This window comes from Lactobacillus sp., from assembly GCF_051873315.1.
Lineage (GTDB): Bacteria > Bacillota > Bacilli > Lactobacillales > Lactobacillaceae > Lactobacillus.
The window spans coordinates 1-15,623 of sequence record NZ_JBJEES010000035.1 but is presented as its reverse complement, the minus strand read 5'-3'; the positions used below and the strand labels follow the sequence as shown (position 1 = coordinate 15,623).

Sequence of the window (15,623 nt, the reverse complement as noted above, 5' to 3'; positions counted from 1 at the left end):
CTACCTCGCTTATGACTCTTTCTCTTAATAAAGCTAACCGTTGGATCTAAGCCTTGTAAGCCTAAAATATCCTGATTACTGTTTTGCATCTTCTTTCACCTCTTTTCTAATCCGCAAACAAGAACCTTTCATTCCCAATGACTGGCAGCCACTTGCCCCAATTGTGGTCCCTGGCGCCCAGCAAGATGGCCAAAAGTCCAACGGCACCGGTGGCCAGGTCCAGGGAATTTTTCAAGCCATAGACTCCAGGAAGCAGAATCCTGTCTTCATCAAAGACCAAGTAGTTGGCCAAGTGCTGCAGTTTTTCTTCCAAAAAGCCATCATAACCCAGACTTTCTGCCGCGATGTCGCCCAGCATAAGTCCCGCGAAGCCGTCAAAGAGGCCATTCATGTAGGCTAATTTGACCCGGTTAGTCGCGATCAAGCCCTTGATCATCCTGCTGTCGCCTTTAACCTTGACCCCGTCTTTCGCGAAGTCCAGCAGGACCAGGAGCAAGCCACAGGAACCCGAATTAAGATAGGGCAGATAGCTTTCCTCGCCATTGACTTCCCCTTTTAAAAAAGTTCCGCCTTTTATTTGACTGACTTCCTGCTCTAAAAAAGTACTCAGCCTTTCTTCTGCAGCTTTTAGCAAGTTATTCTGGTCCAGGTACTTGCCAGCTTTTTCAAGATAAAGAAGCATCCCTAATTTTCCAGTAAGCAAGCCAGCTTCCTCCCAAGCATCATAGCCAGCTAATAGCTCTTGGGCAATTTTTACCAGCTCCTGCTTTCTAGCCTCATCTGGTTCAAGCAGCTGCAGGGACAATTTGGCCAGACCTATCCCCGCCAGGCCGCTCTCTAGCGACAAGTCTTTCATCTGATCAACTTCAATTCCATCGATCAGCTTTTTGCCTAATTCCTGGTCAACTTCTGAATACAAGACTGCCCCCATCCCGGCCGCGCCGGTAAAGAGGCCATGATCCATTTCACTTGCCTGGCAAATTGCCTTTTGATTTTTCAAGCACCACTTTTTAAAAGGCTCCCGGTCTTCCGGCAAAGCGGACAAGACAAGGCCCAGGCCCAGCGCTCCATTTTCAATATTCAGCATCCCTGCCGGCTCAATAAACTGGGCAATATCGCCCTTGATCAAACGCTGACTTGTCCAATCGATATTCGCGTCGATCCCTCTCTTGATGCCCGCAATCAACTGGTCCAGAGACTTCTGCTCTACCGCTGGCAACTTTGGCAAAGTTAGGTCAGCTTTTTCAAAACACTCTCTTTTGAATTTCCGCAAAAAATCTCCCGCTGCCGGGTCCAGATTTTCCAGCCTAACTGCTTCGCTTACTTCCGGCTTTTTGGCCAAATGACTGACGTCGATGACCGGCAAAAGGGTGTATTCAATCATTTTGTATAAAGATAACCAATCCTGCTGGCCCATGGTTTTGGCCTGCAGGTCGCTGAAACCTGGCGTGGACAAGCCTGGTTCATAAGTCTGATCAAGTGGCCCTGCCTGTTCAAAATCAATCAATACCGGTCCCTTTTTGCCCAAAAGAACATTGCCTGGCTGCAAGTCACCAATGGCTATCCCTCGCTGGTGGATGTCCTCTACCGCCGCAAACAGCTGCTTGGCCAGCTTTTTTACCATTTTCAGATAGCGGCCATGATCTTGCTGGAAAGGATACTTTTCCTTGATCAGCTGGTCCAAGTTTTCTGCTGGCAGATAGTCCTCGACCAGATAATAATGAATCCAAACCTGGAAAGAATCCCGCAGCTTAATGACATATGGGGAGTCTTGCAGCTGCCTTAAGAGCTCTGCTTCATGCTTGATCCGGCTGAAGCCATCCCGCAGGTTCGCGTCGATCCCGGCTCCCTGCCGGCCTTCCTTGATCAAGTACTTCTGCCCGGATTTTTGCCCCAGGTAAATCCCGCCGGCATTGCTAAAAAGCAAGGCTGACGAAATATTGTACTGACTCAAGCGGGAAAAATCGCCGCGGCCTGCCCTTTTTTCAGCTGGAAAAGGATCTGACACAAAATCTGGCTGCTGGTAATAAGGCAGACGCTGGTCTGGCACTAACTGACCTTGCTCGTCCCTTATGCAATAGTTGCCTGCCTCATCGCGGAGCTCCTTAAAGGCTCCATAGCGGTAATAGACGTTGCTTCTTTTATACCGCTTGTCAGACAGGATATAGGGCCCTAAATCATACTCACTCGTTAAAGCCGCCAGGTCAGCCGCGGCCTGCTTGAACTGCTCCGTATCCTTTGGATAAGCCGTGATAAACTTGCCCGACTCAGTCCGGTCAGCGTTTTTGGAGTTTTTGACGATCCATTCGCCCCGGCTGACCGTGAACTTGAAGCTGATTTTTTGCTTAAAAAGATAGTCAGCTGCTGCCCTTAAAAGCTCTCCTTCGTCCTTGTATCCGGCTGACAAGTGGATCTTCCAGCCCTGCGCCGGCAGCTCGCCAGGCGCCAACATATAGGTCCAGTGGCGGTCACTCCAGGTCTGCCAAGCTGCTGGCTTAGTTACTTGACAAGGCTGCATTTTAGGCGCCGCGTCTTCAAAAAAGCTGCTCTTTTCAGCCAAGAGAAAGGGCACATAGTCCTCGATCGCGTACTTCATTTTTACTTGAACAAGTTGTCAAAAAAGCCGTAGAAGCTGCCATAAATGGTGTGAAAGCAAATCAAGCTGCGGCGGACGTCACCATTTTTATCCTTCTTTGCCTTCTTCAGCTGCAAATTCAAAACTTCTTCAATCAGGTTTTCCATTTTTCCCTGCCTCCTTTTGCCTATTAGTTTAGTGCCTTCCCTCTTATTTTTTTCAAGAAGTCATTATCGGGCAAAAAAGGCTCATAAGCGCAAAAAAATACCCCTAGCTGAGCTAGAGGCATGATTTGCTGTCTTTTTTCCACTTCCTACCAAGAATCACTGCTTCTTGGCGTAATTGAGTTGGCTTCATAAATCGTGTAGTTGGTGATGGTCTCATTGCTGGAGAAGTCGACCCCGTTGTAAGTCTCGTTCAGACTGTTCTGCCGGGTTTCCTGGTTGGTCAAGGTCTGCGTCGGCAGCCCCAGGCTCTTTCTCAGCTTGTTGGACCACTTCTGCAGTTCTTCAGTTGACGCGATCTGGAAGCTGGTCCCGGAAATCGTCGCGTCGTGGCCCTGGATGTAGCCGCTGGAGATGTTGCTTGCCGCGCTTCTGTAGTTGATGGCCAGGCTGGTCATGTCGCCAAAAGTCAAATTGGTCTTGACATACTTGGCAAAAACCTTGAGCAGCTTCTGGTAGTTGGCTAAACCGTTGACGGACATGCCCTTCTTGACCACGGCCTGGATGATCTGCCGCTGGCGCATTTGCCGGCCGTAGTCCCCCCGGGGGTCGTCATAGCGCATCCGAGCATAAGCGATGGCGTGGCGGCCGTCCAGGTGCTGCTTGCCCTTATGGAAGTCACACCAGTCATAGCTGAAGCTGAAAGGCACGTTGACGTCAACCCCGCCTAAAGCGTTGACCAGGCTCTTCAAAGCCTTCATGTTAACTTCCACATAATAGTTGATCGGCACGTTGAGCATGGCCGAAACCGTCTTGACTGACCCGCTGCTGCCACCAAACTGGTAGGCAGAATTGACCTTGAACATGTAATAGCTCTGGCTGCTCGTTTCACCCAGAATCTCCGTCAAGGTGTCCCGAGGAATCGAGGTCATGGTCGCCTTCTTGGTCGTCGGGTTGACGGTCACCAGGATGATGGTGTCTGAATTCCCTTGATCATGCCGCCCTTCCAGCCCCTGGTCGACCCCTAAAACCAGAATCGAGATCGGCTTCTTGGCCGCGATCCGGGCACTAGTCGCGGTATTGCCGTTATTGCCGTTCATGCTCACCAGGGCTGAATGCAGGGAGAAGTAGGCATGCGCCCCCCAGGTCGCCGCGATCATAACGACAAAGGTCACTAAGAGACCGATAATCGTTGGCACGGGGCGGCGGGATTTTTTCAAAAGGCCGGCCTGGACGAGCGTCACATTGCGAAATATTTTCTGTTGTCTTCTACTGTGTTGCTCTTCCATGGATTGACCCCTTTAGTAATTTGCTATTATTTATTTTCTCATTAAAAAGCCGTTTAATAAACCAGACGGGGGAATATTTAGACTATCTTATTTTTTTGGCAAAAAGCCGCTTTGAGAGTAGAATATCAAGTATCGTAAAATAGAACGTAAAGTAATGTGAAAAAGAAGAGGTACTTGTATGGAAATCCCTTATCGCAGCGAGGTTCCCAAAGAGCAGACCTGGGACTTGACCCGGGTCTTCAAGACTGAGGCGGACTGGGAGTCCGCCTTTAAGGCAGTCAAGCAGGAAGTCAAGGCCCTGCCGGACCTGGAAGACGGCTTCACGGAAAGCGCGTCTGTCCTCTATGACCGCTTGACCCAGATTTTCGCCGTTGACCGCCGCTTGTCCAAGATCTACGTCTATGCCAGCATGGCTAGCGACGTCGACACCAGCAACCAAAAGAACTTGGCCCTCAATTCCCGCGGCCAGAGCCTGGCTGCTGAATACCAGGCCGCTGTTGCCTTCATCCAGCCGGCTGTTTTAGCCTTGGGGAAAGAGGCCCTGGACGCCTTTTTCAAGGAAGAGCCAAGGCTGGAAAACTACCGGCACTACTTGGAACAGATCGTCAAGCAGGAAGAGCACGTTTTGCCAGCTGAAGAGGAGAAGCTGGTATCGGCGGCCGGGGATGCCCTGTCAGCTTCAGCCAACACCTTCAACGTCTTGACCAACTCTGACCTGCAATTCCCTTACATTGAAGATGAAGACGGGGAAACAGTGGAACTGACGGAAGCCAACTACGACATCTTGATCCAGTCCCAAAACCGGGAAGTCAGAGAGGATGCCTTTGACGCCCTTTACGCTGGCTATGGTCAGTTCGCGTCAACTTTTGCCTCAACTCTGGCCGGCAATGTCAAGGCCCACAACTTTGACGCCCAGACCCACCACTACCAGGATGCCTTGGCCGCGGCTCTGTCTGAAAACAACATCCCTGTCGAAGTCTACAACCAGCTTTTGACCAGCGTCCACAAGCACCTGGACCTTCTGCACCGCTATGTCAACTTAAGAGAAGAGATCCTGGACCTGAAGGGCGACCTGCAAATGTGGGACATGTACGTGCCAATCACGGGCAAGCCAAGCCTCAGCTATACTTTCGATGAAGCCAAGGCCCAGGCAAGAGAGGCCCTGCAGGTTCTGGGTGAGGACTATGTCAAGCACGTCGACTACCTCTTCAACAACCGCTGCATCGACTACGTAGCCAACATGCACAAGCAAAGCGGAGCCTACTCCGGCGGGGCTTATGACACCGACGCCTATGAGCTCTTGAACTGGCAGGGAGACCTGGATTCCCTCTACACCCTGGTCCATGAAACCGGCCACTCCGTCCACAGCATGTACACCCGGGAAAACCAGCCATACGTGTACGGGGACTATCCGATTTTTGTCGCGGAAATCGCCTCAACGACCAATGAAAACCTGCTGACCAACTACTTCCTGGACCGGGTGACGGATCCAAAGACCCGGGCTTTCCTGCTCAACTACTACTTGAGCTCCTTTAAGGGAACGATCTACCGGCAGACCCAGTTCGCGGAATTCGAGAAGTTCATCCACGAAAGCGACCAGGCGGGTGAAGCCTTGACGGCTGACTACCTGTGCGGCTTCTACGACCGGCTCAACCAGCAGTACTACGGCCCGGCGATCAGCCTGGGCAGCGACATCGACCTGGAATGGGCCCGGATCCCCCACTTCTATTACAACTTCTACGTCTACCAGTACGCGACCGGCTTTGCCGCGGCGACTGCCCTGGCTAACAAGATTACTTACGGCAGCCAGGAAGACAAGGAGAAGTACCTGGACTTCCTCAAGTCCGGCTCCAGCGACTACCCGATCAACATCATGCAAAAGGCCGGCGTCGACATGACCAAGTCCGACTACCTGGAAGATGCCTTCAAGGTCTTCGAAGAAAGACTGGACGAATTTACTGACTTGATCAAAAAATTATAGAAAGCAAAACGAAGCTGCTCAAAGAGAGCAACTTCGTTTTTTGCTGTTAAATTTGATACATGTTCAATCTTAGTGGTGTGAAGCACCAGTAGCCGCGTCTGGTTCAGCCTTGATTTGGTTAGCCGCGGTAACTGGGTATGGCTTGCGCACCCGCGGGTCAGTGCTGGATGGCTTGGTGTCGCCAGCGTACTGGAAGTCAGTCAAGCGGGCGTGCTTAACGTCTTCAATCGTCTTGCAGCCAGTCAGTTGCATGTCGATCTTCAATTCATCGTTCAATTCGTTGATGACTGAAGCAACCCCGTGCGGGCCACCCAAAGCCAGGCCGTAAAGGTAAGGACGGCCAATGCCGACCAGGTCAGCACCCAAAGCCAAAGCCTTGAAGACATGGGAACCCCGGCGAACGCCACCGTCGAAGATAACCGGGCAGCGGCCGTTGACTGCTTCAACGACTTCTGGCAATACGTCGATAGTTGCCGGAGCACCATCGATTTCCCGGCCACCGTGGTTAGTCACGTAAACGCCGTCCGCGCCGGCAGTCAAAGCAACTTCAACGTCTTCAGCACAGTTGACCCCCTTGACGATAACTGGCAAGCCGGACATTTCCTTAATCCGCTTGATGTCGTCCGGGCCGATGTTCTGGGCGCTGGAAGCGTACATTTGCGCAACGGTTTGCCCTTCACCCTTGGCACCTTGGAAACGGGTGAAGAAGTCAAGCGGTACCGGGAAGGCAAAGTTGGTCCGCAGGTTGGCTTCCCGGTAGCCTGATACCAAAGCGTCAACCGTCAAAAGGATGGCCTTGTAGCCGGCCGCGTTGATGGCGTCAAAGACCATCTTGTTGAAGTCCCAGTTCTTTGACAGGTAAAGCTGGAACATCCGCGGAGCATCTGGCGCGGCAGCGGCGATTTCTTCAACCGGCTTGTTGCCGTAAGTGCTGGAAGTGAACATGGCCCCGGCCAAAGCAGCACCCTTTTGGGTCGCTACTTCAGCATCAGCGTGGGAGATCCCATGACAAGCAATTGGTGAGATCATGATCGGCGTCTTCAGCTTCATGCCCAAAAATTCAGTTTCAGTTGACGGGTTGTCCATCCCAGTCAAGGCCCGGGGAACGATTTGGTAGTGGTTGAAGGCAGTAGTGTTGTTTCTCCAAGTCCATTCGTATTCTGAACCTGAAGCCACGTAGTAGTAAGCCCCTTCCGGCATTACTTCCTTGGCTCTTTCTTCAAGCTCATCGACGTTAACGAATTTTAAGTCTTCATCTGCTTCGCTTTGCGGGAAGCCCTTGATGTAATGTGTCATGGAAATCTCCTCAATCATTTAAAAATTACTATCAATTACTGTTTACTTACAAGATTTATCATAGCATTAATCGCTTACTTTTGGGCCAATCTTTTACTTTTTAGGATCAGCTTAAAAAATTAAAAGTGCAATTGCCCCGTGGCCAAGCCGACCACGTACAGGAAGACGCAGATGATGGCGGTGTAGATCCCGCACCACTTGAAGGCCTGCTTCAAAATCGTGCCTTCACTGCCTTCCTGGCCGATAGCCGTAGACGCAACCGTGATGGACTGCGGGGAAATCATCTTCCCGGCAGTGGCCCCGACCATGTTGTTGGCCACGACCCAAGTCTGGTTCACGCCCAGGCTTTGGGCTGCTGAGGCTTGCAATTTGGCGAAAAGGATGTTTGAACTGGTGTCTGACCCGGTCACGAAAGTACCTAAAGCACCAATGATTGGCGCGATCAATGGGTAAACCGGACCCATGATCTTGACCAGAACGACCGCGATGGCGCTAGTCATGCCGGCGTAGCCCATGACCTTAGCCAGGGCCACGATAGCGGAAATAGTTACCGCCGTCTTGCCGATTCCTTTAATCAGGTCCCAGAGGATGCCAAAAGTTTCCTTAACGCTCAAGCCCTGGATCAAGGCCCCGATAAAGGTGGCAACCAAGATCAAAGTCCCTGGTGAAGACAGCCAGTTGAGGCTGAACTGACCAGCATTTTTGCCAGTGTAAACCTGGAATTTGACAGTCGCGGAGTTGAGCAGGCTGTTAACGGCTGGGAACAGGGAGGAAGCGGCCAAAACGAAGACGAAAACCAAAATGAATGGCGCGCAGGCCTGGAGCAGTTCGCCAGCTGAGTGCTTGGCGATTTTTTCAGTTGAAGCCGCGTATTCCGGAGCATCCTTGTGCTTTTTTGCTAAAAAGGCAGTGACCAGGATGCAGATGATGGAGCCGGCGATGGCTGGCAATTCTGCCCCAACGTACTTGGCAACCAGGATCTGCGGCAGGGCAAAAGCCAGACCGGACATGAAGGTAATGAAGCCTACCCCCTTGATGGCCTTGGCGCCCCCGCCGACCAGGCCAACCAGGATGTAAGGGATGACCAGGATCAAGACGCTCAGCTGCAGAGAAACCACGAAGGCCGTGTTCATCACGTCCAGGCCGGCAGTCTGGGCCAAGGTAATGACTGGCAGGCCGACCGCCCCGAAGGCAGTTGGCGTGGTGTTAGCCACCAGGCAGATAACGGAAGCTTCAATCGGGTCGATCCCGAAGGTCATCAAGATGCTGGCCGGGATGGCAACGGCAGTCCCGAAGCCGGCGATGGCTTCCAGGAAGCCCCCGAAGCCCCAGGCGATCAAGAGGACCAGGACCCGCTTGTCGGTCGTCAGACCACAGAGCATGTCCTGGATTTTTTGCATGGCGCCGGATTTAAAAGTTACCTTGGAGGTGAACATGGCGGCCACGATGATGTAGACAATCGGGAACAGGCCGCCCAGGATCCCTTCCAAAGTCCCGGTCAAAGTATCAACGACTGGCAGCTGGAAGGCCGTAATGGCCAGAATGATTGCCAGGATAAGAGAAATAACGGCTGCCTTGGCCGCAGGCATCTTCAAGGCTGTCAGAGAGACGATCAGCCAGACGATCGGGATCAAGGCAAAAATGAATTTAACCCACATTCATGTAGCTCCTTCTATAAGTATTTTTCACAAAGATTATTGTACATGAAAGCGCTTAAAAATTCATGTGAATATTGATTTAAAGCCTTGATATATCAACGTCCGTGCTTGAATTTATTTCACAATGTTTTTGCTTGCTAAAAGAAGGATCCAAAAAAGCCCCGTTATTGCGGGGCTCTATATATTTTTTCACAAACTTGTTTGTTAACAAAGTTCTCTCGATTGATCGCGAAAAAAGATTTAAAAAAATTGCTATTTAGCGTTGGGAGTGCCTAATTTTTCCAAAACGTAGTCGCCGTTGCTGTCCTGGCTGATAATCCCGTTTTGGTAAGTATCGGTCACGCTGGTGTCATCCCTGTCGCCGGTGTAAGAAAGGTTGTGGGTTACCGTGTAGTTGACATAAGTCTTGCCGCTGCTGGCCGGGCTGGTGGACAGGACACTGACGACTTCGTTGTACTCAGAGACTGAGTCAGAGTCATCCCAGTTGTCGTGCAGTTTCTTGATGCTGAGGTAGCCAGTATTGCTGCTGCCGTTGACCCAATCTTCGCTGTCATTGTCGTCCCAGATCTTCTGAAGGAGGTCTTCAGCGTCTTCGGTGCTTGCCAGGCCTGGCCAGGATGGAGTCAGGACCCAGCTGCCGTTGACGGCCTTGATTTGGTCGCTGCTTTGACTGTCGTCATCGCTAAAGTCATAGTCGTCATCGTCGTTGGCATTTTCCTGGTCAGCTGGGGTAGTCACGTACTGGTCAAAGTCGTGGATCGTGTCTGACTGGCCGATGCCGGACTTTTTCACGTAGAGGCTCATCCCTGACGTAATCTCATAGTCCTTGAAGCTGGCCTGGCCCTTGTCGTCCAGGTCGGCTACCTTCTTGTCATTGATGTAGACTTCCCCATTAGGCACGCTGCTGACCGTGAAGCTACCAGTCAAGATGTTCAAGCTGACTTGGTGATTGCTAAAGAGGTCCAGCTTAACCGGGCTAGGTGAAATGGTCTTCCCACTCAAGTTGGCTGAAACTGAGAAGGTGTAGCGGCCGGCGATTACCGGGTCCAGCTTCTTTTGGTAGTAGTCACCAGACGCAGACAGCTTGCCCACGTTTTTCCCGTTCATCTTGATCACGGAATTCTCGTGGTTGGTCACAACAGTTGGCGAGTAGGTTTTGACCATAAGCTTGTATTTCGGGAAAAAGAAGAAGTAGTGGCCGTCTTCGCCTAAAGAAACGGTGTCCTTGAAGATATCGTCAAAGTCGTCTTCCCTCTTCCACTCGCTGCCCAGGTTGTTGGCCTTGGTCTGGTTGGCCTTGTAGTATTCCTGCAGGGGCTGCACGCTCTCCTTGGTCAGCTGGAAGCTGCTGTCATCGGTCTTAACGTAAGGGGATAGGTCTTTCTTTGGGTCCTTCATCCGGGTCACGATTTCGTCGATTTGCTTGTCCTTGGCGTAGTGGGCCTTGCCAAAGCCGTAGCCGGCCAAGAGGACCAACAAAACAGCCGCGGTGATCAAGATTGGCTTCTTCCACTTCTTGGCCTTTTTGAGGTCAGCCCGTCTTTTGACTGTTTTAGCTGGCTGATCAGGTTGGACTTGCTGAACCTGTTGAACTGGTTGAACCTGCTGGACTTGCTGAGTTGGCTTAATTAATTTAGCCCCGCATTTGGCGCAGAAAGTGGCATCGGCCTGGTTTTTGGCGCCGCATTTAGCGCAGTAGATCATTTTTACATCCTCCTCTTTGATAAAAAGCCTGTATGCTTAACTGGCAAAAAATACTCTCAAGGCAAGTATAGCATATAAAAAAACAATTTTAGCCAAAAGAAAAAGGAGCCAAAAAGCTCCTTAAATTCTATATTTGCTTATGCCCGCTTCTTTCTGGCGTGGGTGAAGTAAACCAGCAGATAAGCCGTTACCTCAATTAATGAAATGAAAAAGGTCACTGGCCAGTTGGTGACGTAGCCCAAGCACAGTCCGGTCCAGACCCCCAAAAGGGCCAGGCCGACCGACCAGGCCAGCATGCTGGGAATCGACTTACCCAAATAGCGGGCCGTTGAGGATGGCATGGTCAAAAGAACAAAGACCAGCATGGACCCGACCACCTGGGATCCGATTGAAACCGCCATGGCCAAGGCTACCAGGAAGACCACCCCGACAAAGCCGGTGTTGATGTGGTGGGCCGCTGCCCCGATATGGTCAAAGGAGTCATAGTTTAGGGGCTTCTGGATGACAAAAATGATCAGCAAGACAACCACTGACAGGCCAACCAGCTGGTAGACGCTGGATCTGGACACCCCGATAATTGACCCAAACAAAATGTTGGTCGCATAGCTGCTGGCCGAGCTGGACAGGGACAAAAAGAGGATCCCCAGGCCGATAAAGAAGGCTGAAATCGCGGAAATCGACGACTCCTTCTGCTCAGTCCGCATGGACAACTCCCCGACCCCGATCGAGCCCAGGAGGGCAAAAATCAGCATCCCCGTCAAAGGCTTCAGCCCCATCAAAACGGCAAAAGCCGCCCCGGCAAAGCCGATTTCCGACAGGGTGTGGGCCAGGAAACTGAAATTGCGGGCCACGACATAGACGCCCACCACCCCGCAGGTAATCGCGATGAAGGTGGCCGCCCAAAAGGCATTGCGCATGAATTCGTAGGCAAACATCAGTTGAAACTCTCCTTAAAATCTTCCATCTTACCTTGGCGGACTGTCCCGTCGCTTAAGTAAAGATAGTCCTTCATATAGCGCTTGGCCAAAGGAATATCGTGGGTGACGAACAGGACCGTCATCTTGTGCTCATGGTTAAGGTGGGCGATCAAGTTCATCAACTCTTCCTTGGCCTTGGGGTCCAGGCTAGCCGTGGCTTCATCCAAAATAATGAAGTTTGGCTGGTCCAAGAGAGCCTGGGCCAGATAGGCCCGCTGCTTCTGCCCGCCGGAAGCCTCCCCCATTCTGGTATTCGCCAGGCCCTTTAAGTGGGTCTCCTGCAAAATATGGTTGACCTGGTCCTTAACCTTCTGGCTCTTCCAAAAAGGCGTGTTCAGCTCGATAAAAGACTTGATCGACAAGGGATAGTCCGGGTCGATATTGCGGAACTGGGGCACATAGCCCACCTTCACGTCGTCAGCCAGCTCAAAATAGCCATGGGTCGGGCTCAGCATCCCCATCAGTATCCTGACCAGGGTGGTCTTCCCGGCCCCGTTAGGGCCTAACAGAGCCGTCATGGACCCGGTCTCCAGGCTGAAATTAAGCTTTTTAAAAATCTCCTGGTCGTCGAACTTCATGCTCAAGTCCACGACCCGCAAAGCTTTACTCATTTACTTACCTCTAGTTTCTCTATTGCTTCTTCAGCAAGTCCAGCATCTTGTCCTGGACGGCACTTTCATCGCTTGAGCCGATGATCCCGTTAGCCGCCCGCTTGGCTTCCGGCAAAGCAGTAGCTGTCGCGTAGCTCTGGCCTACATATTGCAGCATGGCCACGTCGTTGCCCCCGTCGCCGAAAGCGACCATTTCGTCAGCCGGGATATTGTAGCGCTTGCCCAAAAGCTTGAGCCCAACCGCCTTGTTCATGCCCAGCTTGCTGATGTCAACGGCTGAGTCGCTGCCGGCCACCATGTCCAGGTTCGGGAATTCCCGCTTGAGTTGCTGGGCAAAGGCTGATGACTCCCCTTCCTTGGTCGCCACGGTGAACTTGAAGATCCGGTCCTTGACGCTTTCGTAGTCATCCACCACTTTCAGTTCCTGGTAAAAAAGGTGGAGGTAGTTGCAAAATTCTTCCCCGTAGCTCTTCAAGGTGTAGGCGCTATTCACCCCGGCCAAGACAGTCGGGTGGTCCTGGCCGTACTTTTCCTTGATCTGGTGGATCGTGGCCAGTTCATCGCTGTTTAAGTCCACGATGTTGAGGATTTCCCGGCCTTTGAGGACATAAGCCCCGTTTTCAGCCACGAAGTAGAGCTGGCTGAGGTATTCTTTCGGAAAACGGGTCACCAGGTTTTCATACTGGTTGCCGCTGGCGATGACGAACTTGACCCCCTTTTCCCTGGCCAGGTCCATGATTTGCGCGAACTTGTCCAGGTCGTAGGTTTTCTTGGAAGTCAGCCAAGTTCCGTCCATGTCAGTTGCAAACAATTTAATCATTTTTTCTTCCTTCCTAACTGCTTTTTCGCTAACAGATCTTTAACGTTATAGAATACCAAAATTTCGTCCTCCTTGCAAAATTGCGGGCTCACGGGGGGCGGTGCGGGAGTTTGGCTGTGGCTACGGTAAAAACGGGGATGAGTTTTGCGAGATTTGGACGTGGCTACGGTAAAAGCGGGGACAGTTTTGCGGGATTTGGACGTGGCTACGGTAAAAACGGGGATAGTTTTGCGGGATTTGGACGTGGCTACGGTAAAAACGGGGATAGTTTTGCGGGATTTGGACGTGGCTGCGGTAAAAATGGGGATAGTTTTGTGTAATTTGGATGTGGCTACGGTAAAAACGGGGATAGTTTTGCGAAATTTGGCCCTGGCTACGGTAAAAATGGGGATAGTTTTGCGGGATTTGGACGTGGCTGCGGTAAAAACGGGGATAGTTTTGTGTAATTTGGACGTGGCTGCGGTAAAAACGGGGATAGTTCATCGCTTCGAGCCCCGCTTTTTACTGAGCCACAGCCTTTTTCAAAAATTTTAGCCCCGCTTTTTACTGGGCCACGACCTTTTCCAATAATTTTAGCCCCGCTTTTTACTGGGCCACGACCTTTTCCAATAATTTTAGCCCCGCTTTTTACTGTACCACGGCCTTTTTCAATAATTTGAGCCCCGCTTTTTACTGAGCCACGACCTTTTTCAATAATTTGAGCCCCGCTTTTTACTGAACCACGACCTTTTTCAATAATTTTAGCCCCGCTTTTTACTGAGCCACGACCTTTTTCAATAATTTTAACCCCAGTTTTTACTGAGCCACATGAACCTAAAAAAATAGAACACCTACTTCAAACAATCTCCGAAATTCTTTTCTAAAATTTCCTCAGCTTTCACTTGCTCGGTTAGAGATAAATGCGAATTAGCAGAAATATTGGTTGAATATTTGTGCCATTCTCTTAAGGTCAACAGTTCCTCCGGCGAAAACTTATCAAAAGTGAAAGTTATCCCAACAATTTTATTCGCTTTGCCGCTCTTGACCACTTCGTAGCTCAAATTGCCAAAAAATGGCACCAGTTGAAGTACAGCGGGCTTAATCTTATTCCTCATTACCTCATAATTCGAATAGCTATCCGGCACTGCCAGAATTTCCCGCAGCTGCTCAAAGGACACCTGGTAGCAGCCGGCTGCTGAAGCTTGCAGCAGCTTGCGGAACAAAGTCTTGGCGTTGTTCAGGCTGATTCGGCGCAGCAATTGATAATTCCAGCAGGTGAAGTCCTTCGTGCAGCCGTTAAACAGGAACGAGTACTTCTTGCTAACGCTGACCGTCAATTTCTTGTCTTCATACTTAGCCTTTTGAAAAAGCTTGCTCTGTTGCATGAACTCAGCCAATTCGCTTAACTGCTGATCAAGCCGCAAAAAATCACGCCCACCATAGCCAGCCCCAGTCCGCAACTCACTTCGGGTCAACTGGAGCGTGCCGCACCCGAAACCATAAAGCCGGCCCACGATCAGCCACAACATATTCTGCTGCTTTCCGGTCAAGCCTGTGAGCGGATAATCATTTAACCGCCCATGATACGTCACGTTCTGCGCAAGCGGAATTCCAAGCCTGACAGCCTGGCTGATCTGTCTGGCTTTATCCAGATGCGCCTGCGTCAACTTAAAACGGACATTGGCTGGATAGGTCCGCCGATCAGGCAGGCGCTGGCTTTGAATCGCCTGCTCAATTGCCTGGATCTGCTGCTGATTCAGCGAGGCGAACCCGTCATTGCTCAAAAACAGATTCAAGACCGACAGCTTGACCACCTGCGAACCAGCCCGCTGCAGATCCTCCTGGTTCTTCAGCTTGAAGTCATCATTCCCCAGCCGGTTGATCACCACCACAATCGTCTTAATAAAATTGGGACTGATCCCCATTGGCTGCAGGACTTGCGCCAGCGCCTCCTTGTGGTAGCTAATCTGATCATAAATGCCCCGGCCCAGCCGGTTAAAGTCGAAAAGCTTCCCCACAATTTTGCGCACCTTGACTTCAATACAATAAATGCCGGTACTGGTAATCACCAAATTATCAATTTGGTTATCGCCAACTGGCCGATTTCTATCATATTTGCAGGGCAGAATCACATTATGAAAAACTGCCGCCGCGACGGACTTGACCGCCTGATCGACTAGCCACTCACCCGCCGCGCCCGCTAATAGATTTTCCGCATTCACCAACTGCTCTTGCGTCAAAGTCGCTGCCTGGTCCGCCCCCAGCTGGTTATAGCTGACCAGCAAGCCGTTCAGCTCGCGCACCCCAGCCAAATTCTGATCAGACAGCTGCCGGGTGTGGTCATAGTCCGGATTGATCAGCTGCTCAGCTGCCTGGGCCGATTGCACGACGGCGTCATTTTCAACTTCTTCACTGGCCAGGTACCAATTTGTCCACATTCGTTCCATAAGATCGCTCCTTTGCTTAGTCTCTCTACTGACTATTACACGAAAGAAGCGATTTTTACCTAAAATAAAACGAAAACGGTCTTCTGAGACTGCAAGTCACAAGAAGGCCGCTATCGCATCGA

12 protein-coding genes are annotated in these 15,623 nt (G+C 51.2%); 2 read left to right on the top strand and 10 right to left on the bottom strand.

From position 1 onward, the window contains the following. Positions 1-106: 106 nt before the first annotated feature. The 3 genes from lanKC to ACI32D_RS01665 form a co-directional block, all read right to left on the bottom strand. Entirely contained in the window at positions 107-2,596 is a 2,490-nt protein-coding gene (gene lanKC / locus ACI32D_RS01675; protein ID WP_439774928.1) for a class III lanthionine synthetase LanKC, read from the bottom strand. Between the two features lie 2 nt (positions 2,597-2,598). Next, entirely contained in the window at positions 2,599-2,742 is a 144-nt protein-coding gene (locus ACI32D_RS01670) for a hypothetical protein (RefSeq protein ID WP_201330044.1), read from the bottom strand. Between the two features lie 146 nt (positions 2,743-2,888). After that, positions 2,889-4,028 (bottom strand): LCP family glycopolymer transferase, encoded by a 1,140-nt coding sequence (locus ACI32D_RS01665; RefSeq protein ID WP_439774927.1) that lies wholly within the window; start codon positions 4,026-4,028, stop codon positions 2,889-2,891. A 178-nt stretch (positions 4,029-4,206) separates the two neighbouring features. On the opposite strand from ACI32D_RS01665, the gene pepF reads away from it, so the two are divergent. Then, positions 4,207-6,009, top strand: coding sequence for an oligoendopeptidase F (gene pepF / locus ACI32D_RS01660; protein WP_439774926.1), 1,803 nt, complete (start codon positions 4,207-4,209; stop codon positions 6,007-6,009). 69 nt (positions 6,010-6,078) lie between these two features. Here the strand turns inward: pepF and ACI32D_RS01655 are convergent, their stop codons facing one another. From ACI32D_RS01655 to ACI32D_RS01630, 6 genes are all read right to left on the bottom strand, one after another. Beyond that, positions 6,079-7,305, bottom strand: coding sequence for a lactate oxidase (locus ACI32D_RS01655; protein ID WP_439774925.1), 1,227 nt, complete (start codon positions 7,303-7,305; stop codon positions 6,079-6,081). A gap of 119 nt (positions 7,306-7,424) precedes the next feature. Further along, on the bottom strand, positions 7,425-8,963 hold the full coding sequence (locus ACI32D_RS01650; RefSeq protein WP_439774924.1) for an L-lactate permease: 1,539 nt from the start codon (positions 8,961-8,963) through the stop codon (positions 7,425-7,427). A 252-nt stretch (positions 8,964-9,215) separates the two neighbouring features. After that, positions 9,216-10,667: a zinc-ribbon domain-containing protein gene (locus ACI32D_RS01645; protein ID WP_439774923.1), complete on the bottom strand. Its 1,452-nt coding sequence runs from the start codon at positions 10,665-10,667 to the stop codon at positions 9,216-9,218. A 137-nt stretch (positions 10,668-10,804) separates the two neighbouring features. Continuing rightward, the gene (locus tag ACI32D_RS01640) at positions 10,805-11,602 is read right to left on the bottom strand and encodes a metal ABC transporter permease (protein WP_439774922.1); all 798 of its coding nucleotides are present in this window, start codon (positions 11,600-11,602) and stop codon (positions 10,805-10,807) included. Continuing rightward, positions 11,602-12,255 carry a metal ABC transporter ATP-binding protein gene (locus ACI32D_RS01635; RefSeq protein ID WP_439774921.1) on the bottom strand — a complete coding sequence of 218 codons (654 nt, stop codon included), beginning with the start codon at positions 12,253-12,255 and terminating at the stop codon, positions 11,602-11,604. Before ACI32D_RS01635 ends, ACI32D_RS01640 begins: the two co-directional genes overlap by 1 nt. A 19-nt stretch (positions 12,256-12,274) precedes the next feature. Further along, on the bottom strand, positions 12,275-13,075 hold the full coding sequence (locus tag ACI32D_RS01630) for an HAD family hydrolase (protein ID WP_439774920.1): 801 nt from the start codon (positions 13,073-13,075) through the stop codon (positions 12,275-12,277). A gap of 159 nt (positions 13,076-13,234) precedes the next feature. Here ACI32D_RS01630 and ACI32D_RS01625 point away from each other — a divergent pair, with 159 nt between their 5' ends. Further along, positions 13,235-13,609, top strand: a complete 375-nt coding sequence (locus ACI32D_RS01625) for a hypothetical protein (protein ID WP_439774919.1) — start codon at positions 13,235-13,237, stop codon at positions 13,607-13,609. Positions 13,610-13,905: 296 nt separating this feature from the next. Here the strand turns inward: ACI32D_RS01625 and ACI32D_RS01620 are convergent, their stop codons facing one another. Beyond that, positions 13,906-15,501: an NERD domain-containing protein gene (locus ACI32D_RS01620; protein WP_439774918.1), complete on the bottom strand. Its 1,596-nt coding sequence runs from the start codon at positions 15,499-15,501 to the stop codon at positions 13,906-13,908. Positions 15,502-15,623: the final 122 nt, after the last annotated feature.